The organism is Pseudomonas savastanoi (assembly GCF_020917325.1).
Lineage (GTDB): Bacteria > Pseudomonadota > Gammaproteobacteria > Pseudomonadales > Pseudomonadaceae > Aquipseudomonas > Aquipseudomonas amygdali.
Window position 1 is genome coordinate 4,214,930 of the sequence record NZ_CP076652.1, and the last position, 14,824, is coordinate 4,229,753.

Consider the following 14,824-nt stretch of genomic DNA (forward strand, 5'->3'; position numbering starts at 1 on the left):
CCCGCGCTGTATCGGAATCGCGCACAAAGAGCCGAGGCTCACTCAACGCTTTAATGGCCTTTGCGACCTGCCACTCAGGGCGGTCGTCAAGGCTAGCACCGTCCCTTACAAAATGCCCATCTTGGTCAATTGTATGCAAGCCTGAAGTTTGGTTCGGACACCCAACTTCGAGATCACATTGGAAATGTGAAAATCCACGGTTCTTTTGGATATATTTAGAATGACGGCAATTTCATTACAGGTCTTGCCTATTGCCGTCCAGATGTACACTTCCTTTTCACGGTCCGTGATAGTGAAGTTTTCGTCCGATTCATTCAAGCCCATGACCAGGCCCGTCAACTTATGATGAAACTCACGAACCAGCGACTTCACCTCCGTCGCAAGATTGTACTCGCCTTGCGTATTCCCTGTTCCGGCTTCTTTATTTGCAAACCGAAGTAAACTGAATGCTTTCTCTTCGCCGAGGTAGAACGCCGTCATCCCGTCAGAGGTGGTACCGGCGTCGATCATTTCGCCACGGTCATTTGATGATACAGGCCTGTTCAGTAACCCGGTAAATAGTGGCTCAAAGCAAGCAACGCCCCGAACCGTATCCGCTACGTCCTGCCGCCCTGCGCAATGACTGTTCTTTTCCCCTGCCTCCGGACCGCTGACCAGAACAAAGCCATGTTGCTGTAAGGCTGGCGTGTGATGATAAAAAAAATAGGCATAGTGATGAACACCCCGCTCACTTGCACTCTGTTCGAACTCCCATTCCAGCTTTTGTCTGCCGGTGCTTTTTTCATGGCCAAACATATCGCTGCGCAATGAAAGTGCCATCAGTCTACTCCATGAACTATTTGAAATGGCTACTTCTCAAGTGAGAAGCCCATGCAAATCATGATAACTACGCCCCACCCTTCACGCAACTTAAGTAACTCCCAGACTTTGAATACCGGCACTTTGCCTGCACACTGATACTCACTTTGCGCGATTATAGTATTTCTTACGACATCTTATTAAGCCGCACACTAACAGCTCCACCCCACAGAACAATACCTTGATATTTCTGATAGGTGTCTCATAAAAACTTTAACTCTATCACCCTAAAAACTCTATTCTTCGCCCGTTTTCTCATCCCGCTGTCCCCCTTTTACAGGGCAAGGCAACCTTGACCTGACACACGCCGATCAATAAAAGCAGCCGCGCGTTGCGAAACGTACGGCACAGAGCGAAGACACTTCACCAAGAAGAAGCTGGATAACCTCATGTGTGTCTTAATGTGAAAATAGCGAATTGCCCACCTTCCCCGCAATCTTCTCCGGCTTGATCAGAAACCGTGCCAGCGCGGGCAGCAGCCACAGTGCGCCGAACATGTTCCACAGCAGCATGAAGGTCAGCATCAGGCCCATGTCGGCCTGAAACTTGATCGCCGAGAAGATCCAGGTGCACACGCCGATAGCCAGGCACAGACCGGTGAACAGCACGGCCTTGCCGGTGGACTTCAGGGTTTCGTAATAGGCTTGCTGCAGCGGCAGACCGGCGCGCAGGAAGCTTTCCAGGCGGCTGTAGATGTAAATGCCGTAATCGACACCAATCCCCACTCCCAGCGCCACAACCGGCAAGGTCGCGACCTTGACGCCGATGCCCATGAACGCCATCAGCGCGTTGCCCAGCACCGAGGTCAGCACCAGCGGCAGCACGATGCACAGGGTCGCGGCCCATGAGCGGAAAGTGATCATGCACATGGCTGCCACGCAGAGGTAGACCAGCACCAGAATGACCAGCTCGGACTGCTTGATGACCTCGTTGGTCGCGGCCTCGATCCCGGCATTGCCTGCGGCCAGCAGGAACTGCAGGTCCGGCGTGTCGTTCTCCTTGGCGAAGTCCTGCACGGCATGTACGGCACGGTCAAGGGTTTCGGCTTTATGGTCGTTGAGGAATACCAGTAGCGGGGCCAGGGAACAGTCGGTGTTGTACAGGCCATCAGCGCGGGCGATGGAGTTGTTCAGCACGTCCTTGTTGCGCGACAGGCTCTCCCACTTCAGGTTGCCCTCGTTCATGCCCTTGATGACCTGTTTGGAAACGGTCACCAGCGAAATGGCTGACTGCACGCCTTGGGTGTTTTCCATCTTCCAGGCCAGCTCGTTGATCGCTGACATAGTCGAATACGCCGAGCAGCCTTCGGGGGCTGTCTTGACCATGACTACCAGCACATCGGAACTGGTCGAGTAGTGATTGATGATGAACGCGTTGTCCTTGTTATAGCGCGAGTCGGGGCGCAGCTCAGGTGCGCCCTGGTCCAGATCACCGATCTTCAGGTTCTGGCTGTACCAGAGCCCGCCACCGAAGGCCAGCAACGCCAACACAATCGACACCGGCGCGACTTTGGCACTGGCAAAGTTCGACAGCAGTCGCCAGAAAGGATGCTCGCAGACCGCATCCTGCTTGCTACGGCTCACCGCCCTTTTGCTGATACCCACGTAGGAAATGGCCACGGGCAACAGAATCAGGTTGGTGAAAACGATCACCGCAACGCCGATGGAAGCGCCGATGGCCAGTTCGCGGATCACGCCGATGTCGATGATCAGCAAAGTAATGAACCCGACGGCATCAGCCAGAATGGCGATCATGCCCGGCAGAAACAGCTGGCGAAACGTGCGACGCGCAGCAGTCAGCGCGTTTTCGGCCTCGCTGGATTGCAGGGCGATACCGTTGATTTTCTGCACGCCGTGAGAGATGCCGATAGCAAAAATCAGAAACGGCACCAGCATCGAATACGGGTCAATACCGAAGCCGACGACGTGCATCAGCCCCAGTTGCCAGATCACCGCAATGAGCGTGGTACTCAGAACCGCCACGGTACTGCGGATACAACGGGTGAACCAGATCAGCAATACCAGAGTGATCAGGAACGCGATGCCAAAGAACATCACCACCATGAACAGACCGTCGATCAAGTCGCCGACTTTCTTGGCGAAACCGACGATGTGAATCTTGATATGGGGGTTTTGTGCCTGGTATTTGTCGCGGATCTTCTCTTCAAGCTGATGAGAGAATTGCTGGTAGTCCAGCGCCAGCAACGTGCCCTGGTCTGCCGGGTCCGGGTAAGACTCCTGCAGCGGAACATCAATGATGCTCGACCTGAAATCGTTGGCGACCAGTCGCCCGACCTGCCCGGACTTGAGCACGTTGTTGCGCAACTGATCCAGACTGGCGTCAGAGCCGTTGTAACTCTGCGGTATGACTTCGCCCCCCGCAAACCCCTCTTCCGTCACTTCGGTCCAGCGCACGCTGGGGCTCCAGAGCGATTTGAGACCGGAGCGGTTCACGCCGGGAATGTAAAACACTTCGTCACTGATCTGGCGCAGGGTCTCCATGTACTCTTTGGAGAAAATATCGCCATCCACCGCTTCGACGGAGATACGCACGGTGTTGCCCAGGTTCGCCAGATCGTTGCGGTGCTTCATCATGTTCTGAATGAACGGATGAGACAGCGGGATCATTTTTTCGAAACTGGTGGAAGGCCGAACCTGCGTGGCCTGCCAGAACAGAAAAATACTCGCCAGCAGACAGAGGATAATCACCGCGGGGCGATGATTGAAAATCAGGCGTTCAAGGAAGGTTGCCTTTTCATCCGAGTGTTGCGTGTGTTGAACAGTGCTCATGCCGGAATGTCCCCGCCCTGAAAGGTCTTATTGTTGGGTCGTATCGGCGCCCGTCGGCGAGGTGACGCGCACGCCGCCTTGTCCTACCAGAATCAGATTGCCTTGAAGGTTGCCGGTGACCCCGGCCAGCGAGATGCGATCGGGCCTATTGAAGACCTCGAACGTTTCGCCATCATCAGTGCTGCGCATGACGCTACCGCCGTTACCGACCAGCACCAGCGAACCGTCGCCCAGCAATGTGGCGCTGGCCAGACCGAACTCGACCGGGCCGCGTGCGTCCTTCAGTTCAATGGGCTGCCAGCTTTCACCAAAATCGCTGGAACGAAACAGATTGCCGCGCAAACCATAAGCCAGCAGCGTAGAAGGCTGGGCCGTGCCAATCACGCCAAATAGCGAACCTTGATAGGGGCCTTCGAGTTTCTCCCAGGTCTGCCCCTGGTCACTTGAGCGAAACATGCTGCCCGCCTCACCGACAATGAACAGGCCTGCGTCTTTCACCTGAGCAATGCTGTTCAGGTGATACTGATCTTCGTTGTCCAGCCGCTCGCTGACATCCTCCCAATGCTGACCGCCATCAACGGTGCTCAACAGCGCACCGTAAGCGCCCACGGCAAAACCGGTGTCGAGGTCCTTGAACCAGACGTCCAGCAGCGGTGCCTCGCGCTTCAAGTCCTCGAACTGCTTGCTCCAGCTCTTGCCACCATCGTTACTGGCCAGTATCTGGGCGTCATGCCCCACGGCCCAGCCATGCTGTTCATCCACGAAAAACACAGCCGTCAACAGCTGGCGGGTCGGCACGCGAGCCTGGCTCCAGGTCTTGCCTTGATCATCGGAGAACAGGATATGCCCATGATCACCCACCACGACCAGACGCGCGCCAGCATGGGCGACATCCAGCAACAAACCGCGTGAGGCTCTGGCCGATTCGACAGCGTAAACAGCCTTGCCCGCAGCAGCGGCTGAAGTCGATGCAGAGTCGGCCATTGCAGATACCGCAAAGGAACATGAAGTAAAAATCGCCAGGGAAAGACCCGCGCATAACCGGATGCGTCGATGGACAGGATCACGCATGGACTTCTCCGCTCTTATTATTATCAGGTAGCTGTTATCGACTGCGTGTATCAACCGGCTCGTATTGACCCGGACGTCCACAGCCGTCCGGCTTTACCTGTGTGGAAGACCGTTCATCCTAGGCAGTTTTGCAAATGCCTGACAATCAACATGTCGTTATCTTTTGTTAAGCGCACGAATGTGATTGATGGATCATCACGATGGTTGATTGCCCAGTTTCGCCAGACGCTCGTCAGTGAATACCCCGACGACGCAATGCGGCGGGTTTGAAAGCATTTACGCTGGGCACAGGCTGGGAGAAATCACTGGTGCCGGGCTCCTGATTGTCCAGGTTCTGTACGTGATAACGCCGCGCCTGCAAGTCATGGAAAACGTCCAGTGCAGACCAGGTGGTCGGTAGCTCGTAATAGTTTTTCAGGTAGGCCATGGAGACCCGCCACAATTGCCCTCTGCCGTCATATTGATCGACAACTGCGGCCTGCCAGCTGTCTTCATCCAGGTACAGCGTGCGCCGGGAGTAGACGTGCCGCGCGGTAGGTTTGAGCCTGCCCTCCACCACCCATACACGATGCAACTCATGGCGTGTATAAGCCGGGTTGAGGTGGCCGACCTGCAATAACTGTCGGTAGGTAATATCAGGGCTGGATATCCGGTAGTTGTTGTAAGGAATATAAATTTCGCGTTTGCCCAGCAACGTCCACTCGTAACGGTCCGGCGAACCATTGAACATGTCGGTATCATCTGCGGTACGCAATCCCTCGGAGGCCGGGATCGGCATATCGTAAGCCAGACTCGGCGCCCGTCTTACCCGACGTTGCGCAGCACTGTAAGCCCATGCTTGCCGAGGCTCCTGCACCTGATCAAGTGTTTCATGGACCAGCACGGCGGAACCGGCCATGCGGGTCGGGCACTGGATAAACGACAGGTAATAAAACAGCACATTGTCCAGACTGGCAAAACTGCCCGCGGGGTCATAAAAGCGGAACAGCACTTTCTGACGCGAGGTGTTTAATTTAAAACTGCCGTCACGCTGTATGGCGACCTCCGAAGTCCCTCGCACCACGTAATGACCGCGATAGCGGGCAATATGATTCCACACAGCCTGAATACCCTTTTCCGGAACAGGAAATGGAATGCCGCCATAGGCATCGATAAAACCGTTACCGCCACCGATCAACCGGGCGTTTTGTGCATTATGCCGTGTATTATCGTACACCCATTGCGGTGCCGATCCGGAACGTCGGGTGGTGTATATCGGCATCTGATAACTGTCGGGCCAGGTGTCGAACATCGCCACCTGCCCAGGTGTCAGGTAGCTGCGATAGTGCTGCATATTGGCGTGCGTAATAGTGAACAAGGGCTTGTCTGCGGCATACGGGTCGACATGCCGCGTACCTGAGCCCTTGTATCCAGGCGGAGGCCGAGTGATTCCGCCACGCCAGGGCGGGATGGTCCCTGCTGCGTTACCCGACACCTCGCCTCCCAGCGGTGTCAGGCGGCTTCCGAGCAGCGTAGCGCCAGCTGCCAGACTGGTGTTGAGCGCGAGCAGCATCGCCAGCGCGAACCCCGGCAGTTGTTTCATGAGCATGTTGGCTCTCCTTGCGTGGCCTGTCCGTAACCAGTGTCTGACGTTCAGGCCGATAGTGTTTACGATGTAAACGGAGTGTTGTGAGAGGCGTATAGATTGACTGTCCGACCATCAAACTTTTAAACGGATAAAACAGCCACTGTTATTATTGATCTCACGAACACTGTGTCGGTCAGGCAAGTGCCTGTAGGAGACTTCTTGCACGTGCGATACCGCACACTATGTGCCGATGAAACGGGCACTCAGAGTCGCTCACGGTAATGCAACGCAAATGCCAATAAGCGTAAACATACAGATCACTCTACAGAGCCGGTACAGATCAGTTAATTAATGGACCTTCTGTATGGGCAGCATTAAAAACACGAGCACAGTCTGTTTGATTGTCAGACATAACATCAGACTAGTCACCGGTTGATGCCGGTCATTGCGGGCTCTATAAACGTTCGGTAACAGCGAGAGTGTTACGTGTATTGGACAAGTAACACTTATTGAGGGTAAGCAGCGTTCAGTCGATAACGACGTGGGGCAGGAACCGGCTGGTGTCTTTGGTGATCAGACTGTCGTCTTCACGAATGCCGATTCCGGAGGCAAGGTCGCCGATGACCCACGAGCCAATCAGCGTGTAGCTTTCACCAAATCGCGGCAGCGGCGAGTACGCCTGCAAAATATAAGGCGCATCAGTGTAAGGCCCATCAACTGAAATCACCTGATCGCCAGGCGTGCGCATTTCGATGTTGGCACCTTCGCGGGAAAAGTAAGGTTTGCGCACCCAGCCTTTGGGAACCGGTCTGCTCGGGTCTTGATCGACACGCGAAGGCAGCAGGTTCGGATGGCCTTCATTGAACTGCCACAACAACGGCAGAATTCCCTTGTTGCTGAGAATCGACTTCCAGGCAGGTTCAACGAACTGAGTGCCACTGGCTGGAACGTGCTGGCCAAACTCCTCGTGAAAGATATGCTCCCAGGCGTGAAGCTTGAACAGCCGCTCGATCCAGCGTCCGTCCAGGTCGACAAAGCGGCCCTCGGCACTGAGCCCTATGTCCTCGATATCGATATGCCGAGCATCAATGCCCACGTGCGCAGCCATGCGCCGCAGAAAATCGGTAGTACCACGGTCCTCGACAGAGCCGGACATCGCCGAAAAGTAGAACGGGCTCGCCCCCGGAAACTCGGCAAACGCCCGAACAAGATCCTCGGCAATCGAATTGAACTGGCTGGCATGCGCAGGCAGAACGCCGCGCGCCATCTGCTCATCCAGCCAGAGCAACTGAAACGCACCGGCTTCCATCAGACTGGTGGGCGTATCGGCATTGATTTCGTACATCTTTGCCGGACCCTTACCGTCGTAGGCAAAGTCGAAGCGCCCGTAAAGGTGCGGATGCCCCTGCTTCCATGACGTGCGGATCACATCAAAGAACGCTTCCGGAATCGCCAGCCGGTGCAACAACTCTTCGCTGTCCACCACCCGCGCGACTGCGTCCAGACACATCTGGTGAAGCTCCTGGGTAGGCACTTCAAGGTCGCGGGTAATCTGCTGCTCGGTGAACAGATAATACCCGCGCTCATCCCAATAGCGCTCGCCGTCGATGGTGTGAAAGTTGAACCCTTCACGTTCCGCCGTGGCGCGCCAGTCCGGGCGTTCCTCGATACTGATCTTTTTCATGGCCCGGACCGTCAGCCTCCGAAACTGCTGCTGCCAATGCTGCTCTTGCCGCCCCAGCCACTGCGTGCCGAGGCCTGGCTGCCGAAGCCGCCGCGCGAGATGGTCGACGACACCGAGGACGAGCCGGAGCCCGAACTGCCCAGGTTGCGCCCCAGCGTGCTCTTGCCATAGCTGCGATCGGAACTGGATTGCGCCTGGGTCGAACGGCCGAAGGTCTTGCCGCGATCAATCTGACTTGGCAAGGACGAGCTGTAGTAACCGCCGCGGTCATCGCGCGTCTGGTAGATAGGTTGCGAGTAATAGCGATTGTTGCCGAAGCCATTGCTGAGCAGATTGCCGATCAGCAGACCAGCCATCAGCCCGGTGGTGCCGCTCATGCCTGCGGGAGCGGACTGGGCGACTTCCTGATTGGCCCGGTCCAGCGCCTCTTTGGGAACACGCCCGGAAAAACCCAGCTCAAAGCCGCCGAGTTTCGGCATGTACTTGCCATCCGAAGTGACCTGGCAATAATCCGGTACAAAGTCCGCGTCGCAAGACGCCTTGTCATCATAGGTCGGCGCTATGCGGCGATGGTCGGACAGCGCCTGCATGTAGGCATCCGAACAGACATTTACCGGTACCTTGGCATCAACGCATTCCTGCACCGAACTGAAGTTGGCCTGCGCGTTGAAAGTATCCTTGTCTTCCGACGGGCCACACCCGGCGAGGGCCAGCGGAAGCGTGCTGGCAAGTACCAGCTTTACTGAACTGCGTCTCATCGTGAGTCTCCTTGTCCAAGGCTGCCGTCAGACCGAAGGGGTCATGCAGGCTGCGTTGAGAAGACCGACGCTGATTGCGACGCTGGCCGAGTAAATGGCGGCAGCCATTTCGCCCTTGGCAATACGTGTCGACAGGCCCTTGAGCACCAGGCTGGTAACACCGAACGCCAGCAGTTGCACAACAGCTGCGATCACTACCCAGACGATCACATCCAGAATGCTGATGCTGTAGCTGATGATGTTGCTGGCTGGCAGTGCGAAACCGATCAGCGAACCACCCAACGCCAATGCGGCAGCACTGTTGTTCTCGCGAATCAGCGCAAACTCCTTGTGCGGCGTGATCCTGCTGTAGATGAACTGGAAAAGGGCGAACAGAATGGCCGCCACCAGAATGTACATGATGAAGCCGATCACGGCAGGGGCATTGAGCGACATACGCAGCGCGTCGATCATGAAGATTTCCTTGTCAAAGAACGTTGATATCAGTGGATTGCAGCGTTATGCCAACGGCCGTGGTGAGGGTAATGCTGCCCTCTTCGTCTTCCTCGACGGAAAACAGCAGAAACTCACGGCGGTTGATCAGCCCCGTTTCGCGGGCATACAGCATGCTCAGGTGTTTGACGCGATACGCAGCATCAGGGCTGACAATATCCTCATCCAGCGGCGTCAGCTCGGTCTGGCCGGGCGACGTGCCCCATTGCCGTTCGAATACCTCGCCATCGTGTTCGTAGGTAGGCAGGCCGATCTTCGACGACGGACCGGTCAGGCGCAGCAACTCATCCTTGCTGGTGATCGGCTCGGCGCTGTAGTAACCGAACAGAATGATGTCCTGCACGTCTTCCGGATTGGGGCCGTTGCTGACCACCTGCAGGAAGTAGTCCTCGTTATCCAGGTAGAAGCGATGCAACGCCATCGACTGGCCCAGATCTACGCGCCCCACGGCCCAGACCTTTTCATCGTCTGGGACAACCACTTGCGAATGCCCGTCGAGCAACAGCTTCAACGAGCTGTCCAGGCACAACATGCGACCGGACGCCAACCCTAACGGACTGACCGTGCTGACGGGTTGCACGCCGTCACGACCTGATGCCTTGGGTGCTTCCAGCCCCATGGCACGTTTGAACCAACTCATAGTGCAATTCCCTTGAAGTCGACTGGAGCCGGTATGGACATGTCTTTAACCGGAATAAACACACCCTGTTCACGAGACTGGCTCACTGCTGCGCCAGCAACGCTCTGGAATGCATCAGCCACGCTACACAAATACCCGCCAGTGCGCCGGCAATATGTGATTCAAACGATACGCCAGCTACCGGGACAAAGCCGAAAACCAGTCCGCTGTAACCGGCCAGTACCAACAGCGCGACCAGCACGCTGGCGATACTGCGCTGATACCATGCCCGCGCGAGCAGGTAAGCCCACAAACCAAAAATCAGCCCGCTCGCACCGACATGGATATTGCTGCGACCGAAGCTCCAGACCAGCAGCCCGCCCAGCAGACAGACCAGCCCGGCGACCCACGCATAACGCCTGACACCCTCAGTGGCGACCAGCCAGCTCAGCACAATGAACGGCAGCAGGTTGCTGAGCAAGTGCTGAATCGAACCGTGCAGAAAAGGCGCAAACACAATGCCGCGCAACCCGGTCGCGCTGCGCGGAATGATACCGAAATGAATCAGGCCGTTGCCGGTGATCGAGTTCAGCACTTGCACCGCAATCATAACTGCCGACAGGGCGAGGATGACCTTGAGTCGTTTGGAAAACTCCATTCAACATCCTCGCCTGCCCTGTTGCGTCACTTACTGAGCCGGCGTCTGGTTTTTGGCTTTCAGACGCGCCAGTACATCTTGCGCACCGCCACTTTTGGCACCAATACCGGCATCCTGCAGACGACGCTCCAGGTCACTGCCGCTGGACTGGCTGGCCAGTTCTTCGGCCGCTTCGAGCTTGGCGTCCTGTTCATCCTGACGTTGCTTGAGACGCGCCAGCGAGCCTACTGCGGTTTCGACTGCGCCGCTGGCACCACCGGTTGCAGTGGCCGTTGCAACGCGAGCTTTTTGCACGGTTTCACGGGCCTTGGCCATCTCGACCTGTTGCTTGAGGCTCTTGATTCGCGATTCGGCCTTGACCACCTGCTCTTGCAGCAGGCTGACCTGCTTGTTGAACTGATCGGCCAGTTCCTGCTCCTGATCACGCAGGGCCTCGATCTCGGCGATCTTGTTCGCGCACTCGACAGCCAGCGCTTCTTCACCCTTGTTCAGAGCCTGCATGGCGCGGCCTTCCCAGTTGGCGATGCTGGTGGCGTGCTCTTCAAGACGCTGTGCCGAGAGTTTGTGCTTGGCCTTGATGGTGATCAGCCCGTCGCGGGCCTTGACCAGCGCGTTCTCGGCGTCACGAATTTCCTGATCCAGAATGCGGATGGCATTGGCATCGGCAATCGACTCGCCCACTTCGGAAGCGCCACCACGAACGGCGGTCACCAGTTTTTTCCAGATACTCGTAGTCATGAATATTCTCCGCCTGACAGCGCTGTTCAGTAGATGAAATGATCTTCAAAAGCGTCGGCCGCACGGATCACGTTGTCCGCGAGGGTAAGGATTTCCTGCACGATTACGGTGAGCGACGATGCTGCGCTTAAAGCGCCAAACAGGCAGTAGACTTCCTGACCGTCACCGAGCTTTTCGATACCGACCGATGACAGCGGAAACAGATCGCGGCTGCGCAGAACGACGTCGTTGAACGCCTGCACGTTCTTGATCTTGTTCACTTCGATCAAGGTCGCGTCAGCCAGAATCTGCTCGCCTTCCACCGCGATGTAAATCGGCAGATCGCCATACTCGGCCATGGTCAGCCTGATGCCCGAGGCATCACCCTCGGTTACATCGAGCTCGATCTTTCCATTCGTCACCAGCTCCAGTTCGCAAAGCGCCTTCTGCAAAGAGCTGATGGTCCAGTGGGTATTCTCGGTCATGAAATCCTCCAGTTTTATTCTGTCGCCCAAAAAGGGCTGTCTTAAGGCTTTTTCAATGCCACGCAGGGCATCGACGTTCTCGGGCCGGATCCAGAATTCCCGCTTGACCAGCCCCGCCTCTTTGAGTCGCAGACGCATTTCACGCATGTAATCAGTGGAGCTCTTGGAAACTTTGGCCGGGACCGCTGCGTTGTCGCCCTGGGTTTTACGAGGCATTGGCGCTTCCCCCTTGCTGCTGGCCGTGAATCAGGTAAGCAACGTATCAGATGTTTTTGAAGATAGATACGCATCACATGTGAGATTTTTATGGACACCAAAAATTCTCGCTCCCACGCGGAGCATTGGCACGATAGTCAAATCACCGCACGGCGACGCACACTCCAAAAAAAAGCGCTGTCCGCATCAGCGGACAGCGCCTTTCTCACAAGTGCCTGTCAGGCACTGGGCAACCCTTATTCCGCCAGGCTTTTGCTCACCACTTCATACACGTCCGCCGACAGTTTGCCGGAGGCGAGGATGCGCTCCAGCTCGGCTTTCATCAGCGCCTGACGGGCGCTGTCGTATTTGCGCCAGCGTGTCAGCGGAGCCAATTGGCGAGAAGCGATCTGCGGGTTCAGGGCGTTCAGTTCGATCACCAGATCCGCCAGGAAGCGGTAGCCGGAGCCATCAGCCGCGTGGAAGTTGACCAGGTTCTGCCCGGCGAATGCACCGATCAGGGCACGCACCTTGTTCGGGTTCTTGATGCTGAATGCAGGATGCTTCATCAGCTCCTGCACGCGTTGCAGGCCGCCCGGCTGGGTGCTGGCCGCCTGGACGCTGAACCATTGATCCATGACCAGCGCGTTGCTCTTGAAGTTCTCGGCGAACACGGCGAGCGCTTTGTCGCGCTCGGCCGTAAACGGCGAATTGACCAGCACCGCCAGCGCAGTCAGGCGCTCGGTCATGTTGTCACTGGTATCGAACTGGTCGATGGTCGCCGCCAGTACTTCAGGTTTGCCGCTAAGCATCAGGTACGACAGCGCAATGTTCTGCAGCGCGCGACGGGCGAAATGCGTGGACTCGGCGACGTATGGCGTGGCTCTGGATACCTCGCGGTTGGCCTTGTAGCGCGTCAGCAGACTGTCAAACAGGCCGTCGGCCAGTTGCTGACGGGCAAATTCGCGAGCGGCGTGAATGGCATCGACATCCGCCACCTCGCTGATCTCGGCGAGATAAGCCTCACCCGGCAACGAGAGCATTTCTGCGACCATCGCCTGATCCAGACGCTCATCCGCCAGCACGGTGCCCAGCGCAGTGATCAAACGCTGGTCCATGACCAGTGCCTGACCTTGCTGGTGCTGACCGATCAGTTCCTGCAATACCTGGACCGACAGTTGCTGACCGGCATCCCAACGGTTGAAACCGTCGCTGTCGTGCTGCATCAGGAACATCAGTTGGTCGCGATCATACGGAAAGCTCAGCTTGACCGGCGCAGAGAAACCGCGCAGCAGTGACGGCAGTGGCTTTTCGGCAACGTCAACGAAGGTGAAAGTCTGCTCGGACTCGGTGACCGAGAGCACTCGCGTGGTGCTGGAAGCTGCGGTTTCGTCCGCCAGACGCAGAGCAATTTCGCCGCCCTTGCTGCCCAGCAGCCCCAGTTCGACCGGAATCACAAACGGCTGTTTCTGATCGCCAGGCTGGCCTGGCGTGCTTGGGCAGCTCTGGCGGAAAGTCAGGCTGTAGGTTTTCGCAGCAGCGTCATACGACTCGCTGACCGCCAGACGCGGCGTACCCGCCTGGCTGTACCAGCGCTTGAATTGGGTCAGGTCGACGCCGTTGGCGTCTTCCATGGCCTTGATGAAATCGTCGCAGGTCACGGCCTGGCCGTCATGGCGTTCAAAATACAGATCACTGCCCTTGCGGAAGCCTTCGGCGCCCAGCAGTGTGTGGAGCATGCCAACCACTTCCGAACCCTTTTCGTAAACGGTCAGGGTGTAGAAGTTGGAGATTTCGATGAAGCTGTCCGGGCGCACTGCGTGGGCCATCGGGCCTGCGTCTTCGGCAAACTGGTGAGTTCGCAGGTAAGCAACGTCCTGAATACGCTTGACCGTGGCCGAGTTCATGTCCGCCGAGAAACCGGCGTCGCGGTACACCGTGAAGCCTTCCTTGAGCGACAGCTGGAACCAGTCACGGCAGGTCACACGGTTGCCCGACCAGTTGTGGAAGTATTCGTGGGCAACGATCGCTTCGACCCGCTGATGCGCGGCATCGGTCGCAGTCTCGGCACGCGCCAGTACGGCACTGGAGTTGAAGATGTTGAGGCCCTTGTTCTCCATCGCGCCCATATTGAAGTCGTTGACCGCGACAATCATGAAGATGTCCAGGTCATACTCACGACCGTAGGTTTCTTCATCCCAGCGCATGGATTTCTTCAGGCTGGTCATGGCGTGCTGGCACTTGTCGACGTTTTCTGGCTCGACATAGATGCGCAGGGTCACTTCCCGCTGGCTCATGGTGGTAAAGGTGTCTTCGATGCACCACAGATCACCGGCTACCAGCGCGAACAGGTAAGCCGGCTTCATGAACGGGTCTTCCCACGTCGCCCAGTGCCGTCCGCCCTCCTCTTCGCCGCTGGCAATCGGATTGCCGTTGGAGAGCAGAATAGGGAAATTCTGCTTGTCGGCGCTGAGCGTGGTGGTGAACTTGCTCATCACGTCGGGGCGGTCGAGGTAATAGGTGATCTTGCGGAAGCCTTCGGCCTCGCACTGGGTGCAGAACATGCCGCTGGACTTGTACAGGCCTTCCAGCGCGGTATTGGATTCCGGATGGATGCGCACGGTACTGTCGACCGTGAAGCTTTCGGCTTGCGGATGCAGCGTCAGGTGATCTTCCGTCAGTTGATAATCCGTAGCGCTCAGCTCTACGTCACTCAGCTTGACCGAGACCAGTTCCAGATGCTGACCGTCCAGCACCAGCGGCGGCAGGCCTGCGCCGCGCTCGGGGTTGCGGCGCATGACCAGTTGGGCGTGGACCAGCGAGTGGTCGTCGAACAGTTCGAAGGTCAGGTTCGTCTCATCGATGAGGTACTCGGGAGCCTGGTAGTCCTTCAGGTAAATCATTTTCGGTTGTTCGGTGCGCATGCTGGAA

12 protein-coding genes are annotated in these 14,824 nt (G+C 57.0%); all 12 read right to left on the reverse strand.

Annotated features, from left to right (window positions below; all coding sequences use genetic code 11):
• Positions 1 to 105: 105 nt before the first annotated feature.
• Positions 106 to 819 carry a LuxR C-terminal-related transcriptional regulator gene (locus tag KP808_RS17745; protein WP_230016592.1) on the reverse strand — a complete coding sequence of 238 codons (714 nt, stop codon included), beginning with the start codon at positions 817 to 819 and terminating at the stop codon, positions 106 to 108.
• 437 nt (positions 820 to 1,256) lie between these two features.
• Complete coding sequence (locus tag KP808_RS17750; RefSeq protein ID WP_230016593.1) at positions 1,257 to 3,647, reverse strand: efflux RND transporter permease subunit; 2,391 nt, start codon at positions 3,645 to 3,647, stop codon at positions 1,257 to 1,259.
• A 27-nt stretch (positions 3,648 to 3,674) separates the two neighbouring features.
• Positions 3,675 to 4,718 (reverse strand): WD40/YVTN/BNR-like repeat-containing protein, encoded by a 1,044-nt coding sequence (locus KP808_RS17755; protein ID WP_230016594.1) that lies wholly within the window; start codon positions 4,716 to 4,718, stop codon positions 3,675 to 3,677.
• Positions 4,719 to 4,950: 232 nt separating this feature from the next.
• Positions 4,951 to 6,306 (reverse strand): DUF1329 domain-containing protein, encoded by a 1,356-nt coding sequence (locus tag KP808_RS17760; protein ID WP_230016595.1) that lies wholly within the window; start codon positions 6,304 to 6,306, stop codon positions 4,951 to 4,953.
• A gap of 505 nt (positions 6,307 to 6,811) precedes the next feature.
• A complete protein-coding gene (locus tag KP808_RS17765) occupies positions 6,812 to 7,969 on the reverse strand; it encodes a glutathionylspermidine synthase family protein (RefSeq protein ID WP_058399916.1) in 1,158 nt (385 codons plus the stop codon).
• Positions 7,970 to 7,980: 11 nt separating this feature from the next.
• Complete coding sequence (locus KP808_RS17770) at positions 7,981 to 8,727, reverse strand: DUF1190 domain-containing protein (RefSeq protein ID WP_058399915.1); 747 nt, start codon at positions 8,725 to 8,727, stop codon at positions 7,981 to 7,983.
• Positions 8,728 to 8,754: 27 nt separating this feature from the next.
• A complete protein-coding gene (locus KP808_RS17775; RefSeq protein WP_004657435.1) occupies positions 8,755 to 9,180 on the reverse strand; it encodes a DUF350 domain-containing protein in 426 nt (141 codons plus the stop codon).
• A 13-nt stretch (positions 9,181 to 9,193) separates the two neighbouring features.
• On the reverse strand, positions 9,194 to 9,859 hold the full coding sequence (locus KP808_RS17780; protein ID WP_058399914.1) for a DUF2491 family protein: 666 nt from the start codon (positions 9,857 to 9,859) through the stop codon (positions 9,194 to 9,196).
• An 82-nt stretch (positions 9,860 to 9,941) separates the two neighbouring features.
• Positions 9,942 to 10,496 carry a rhomboid family intramembrane serine protease gene (locus tag KP808_RS17785; protein ID WP_058399913.1) on the reverse strand — a complete coding sequence of 185 codons (555 nt, stop codon included), beginning with the start codon at positions 10,494 to 10,496 and terminating at the stop codon, positions 9,942 to 9,944.
• 30 nt (positions 10,497 to 10,526) lie between these two features.
• The gene (locus tag KP808_RS17790; protein WP_058399912.1) at positions 10,527 to 11,234 is read right to left on the reverse strand and encodes a PspA/IM30 family protein; all 708 of its coding nucleotides are present in this window, start codon (positions 11,232 to 11,234) and stop codon (positions 10,527 to 10,529) included.
• A 26-nt stretch (positions 11,235 to 11,260) separates the two neighbouring features.
• Complete coding sequence (locus KP808_RS17795) at positions 11,261 to 11,914, reverse strand: YjfI family protein (RefSeq protein WP_058399911.1); 654 nt, start codon at positions 11,912 to 11,914, stop codon at positions 11,261 to 11,263.
• 236 nt (positions 11,915 to 12,150) lie between these two features.
• Entirely contained in the window at positions 12,151 to 14,817 is a 2,667-nt protein-coding gene (gene pepN, locus KP808_RS17800; protein WP_230016596.1) for an aminopeptidase N, read from the reverse strand.
• Positions 14,818 to 14,824 lie beyond the last annotated feature (7 nt).

Coding starts and splice junctions, on each gene's coding strand:
- KP808_RS17790 (WP_058399912.1), bottom strand. CDS start 11,234: ATGACTACGAGTATCTGGAAAAAACTGGTGACCGCCGTTCGTGGTGGC.
- KP808_RS17760 (WP_230016595.1), bottom strand. CDS start 6,306: ATGCTCATGAAACAACTGCCGGGGTTCGCGCTGGCGATGCTGCTCGCG.
- KP808_RS17745 (WP_230016592.1), bottom strand. CDS start 819: ATGGCACTTTCATTGCGCAGCGATATGTTTGGCCATGAAAAAAGCACC.
- KP808_RS17770 (WP_058399915.1), bottom strand. CDS start 8,727: ATGAGACGCAGTTCAGTAAAGCTGGTACTTGCCAGCACGCTTCCGCTG.
- KP808_RS17780 (WP_058399914.1), bottom strand. CDS start 9,859: ATGAGTTGGTTCAAACGTGCCATGGGGCTGGAAGCACCCAAGGCATCA.
- KP808_RS17765 (WP_058399916.1), bottom strand. CDS start 7,969: ATGAAAAAGATCAGTATCGAGGAACGCCCGGACTGGCGCGCCACGGCG.
- KP808_RS17795 (WP_058399911.1), bottom strand. CDS start 11,914: ATGCCTCGTAAAACCCAGGGCGACAACGCAGCGGTCCCGGCCAAAGTT.
- pepN (WP_230016596.1), bottom strand. CDS start 14,817: ATGCGCACCGAACAACCGAAAATGATTTACCTGAAGGACTACCAGGCT.
- KP808_RS17755 (WP_230016594.1), bottom strand. CDS start 4,718: ATGCGTGATCCTGTCCATCGACGCATCCGGTTATGCGCGGGTCTTTCC.
- KP808_RS17785 (WP_058399913.1), bottom strand. CDS start 10,496: ATGGAGTTTTCCAAACGACTCAAGGTCATCCTCGCCCTGTCGGCAGTT.
- KP808_RS17775 (WP_004657435.1), bottom strand. CDS start 9,180: ATGATCGACGCGCTGCGTATGTCGCTCAATGCCCCTGCCGTGATCGGC.
- KP808_RS17750 (WP_230016593.1), bottom strand. CDS start 3,647: ATGAGCACTGTTCAACACACGCAACACTCGGATGAAAAGGCAACCTTC.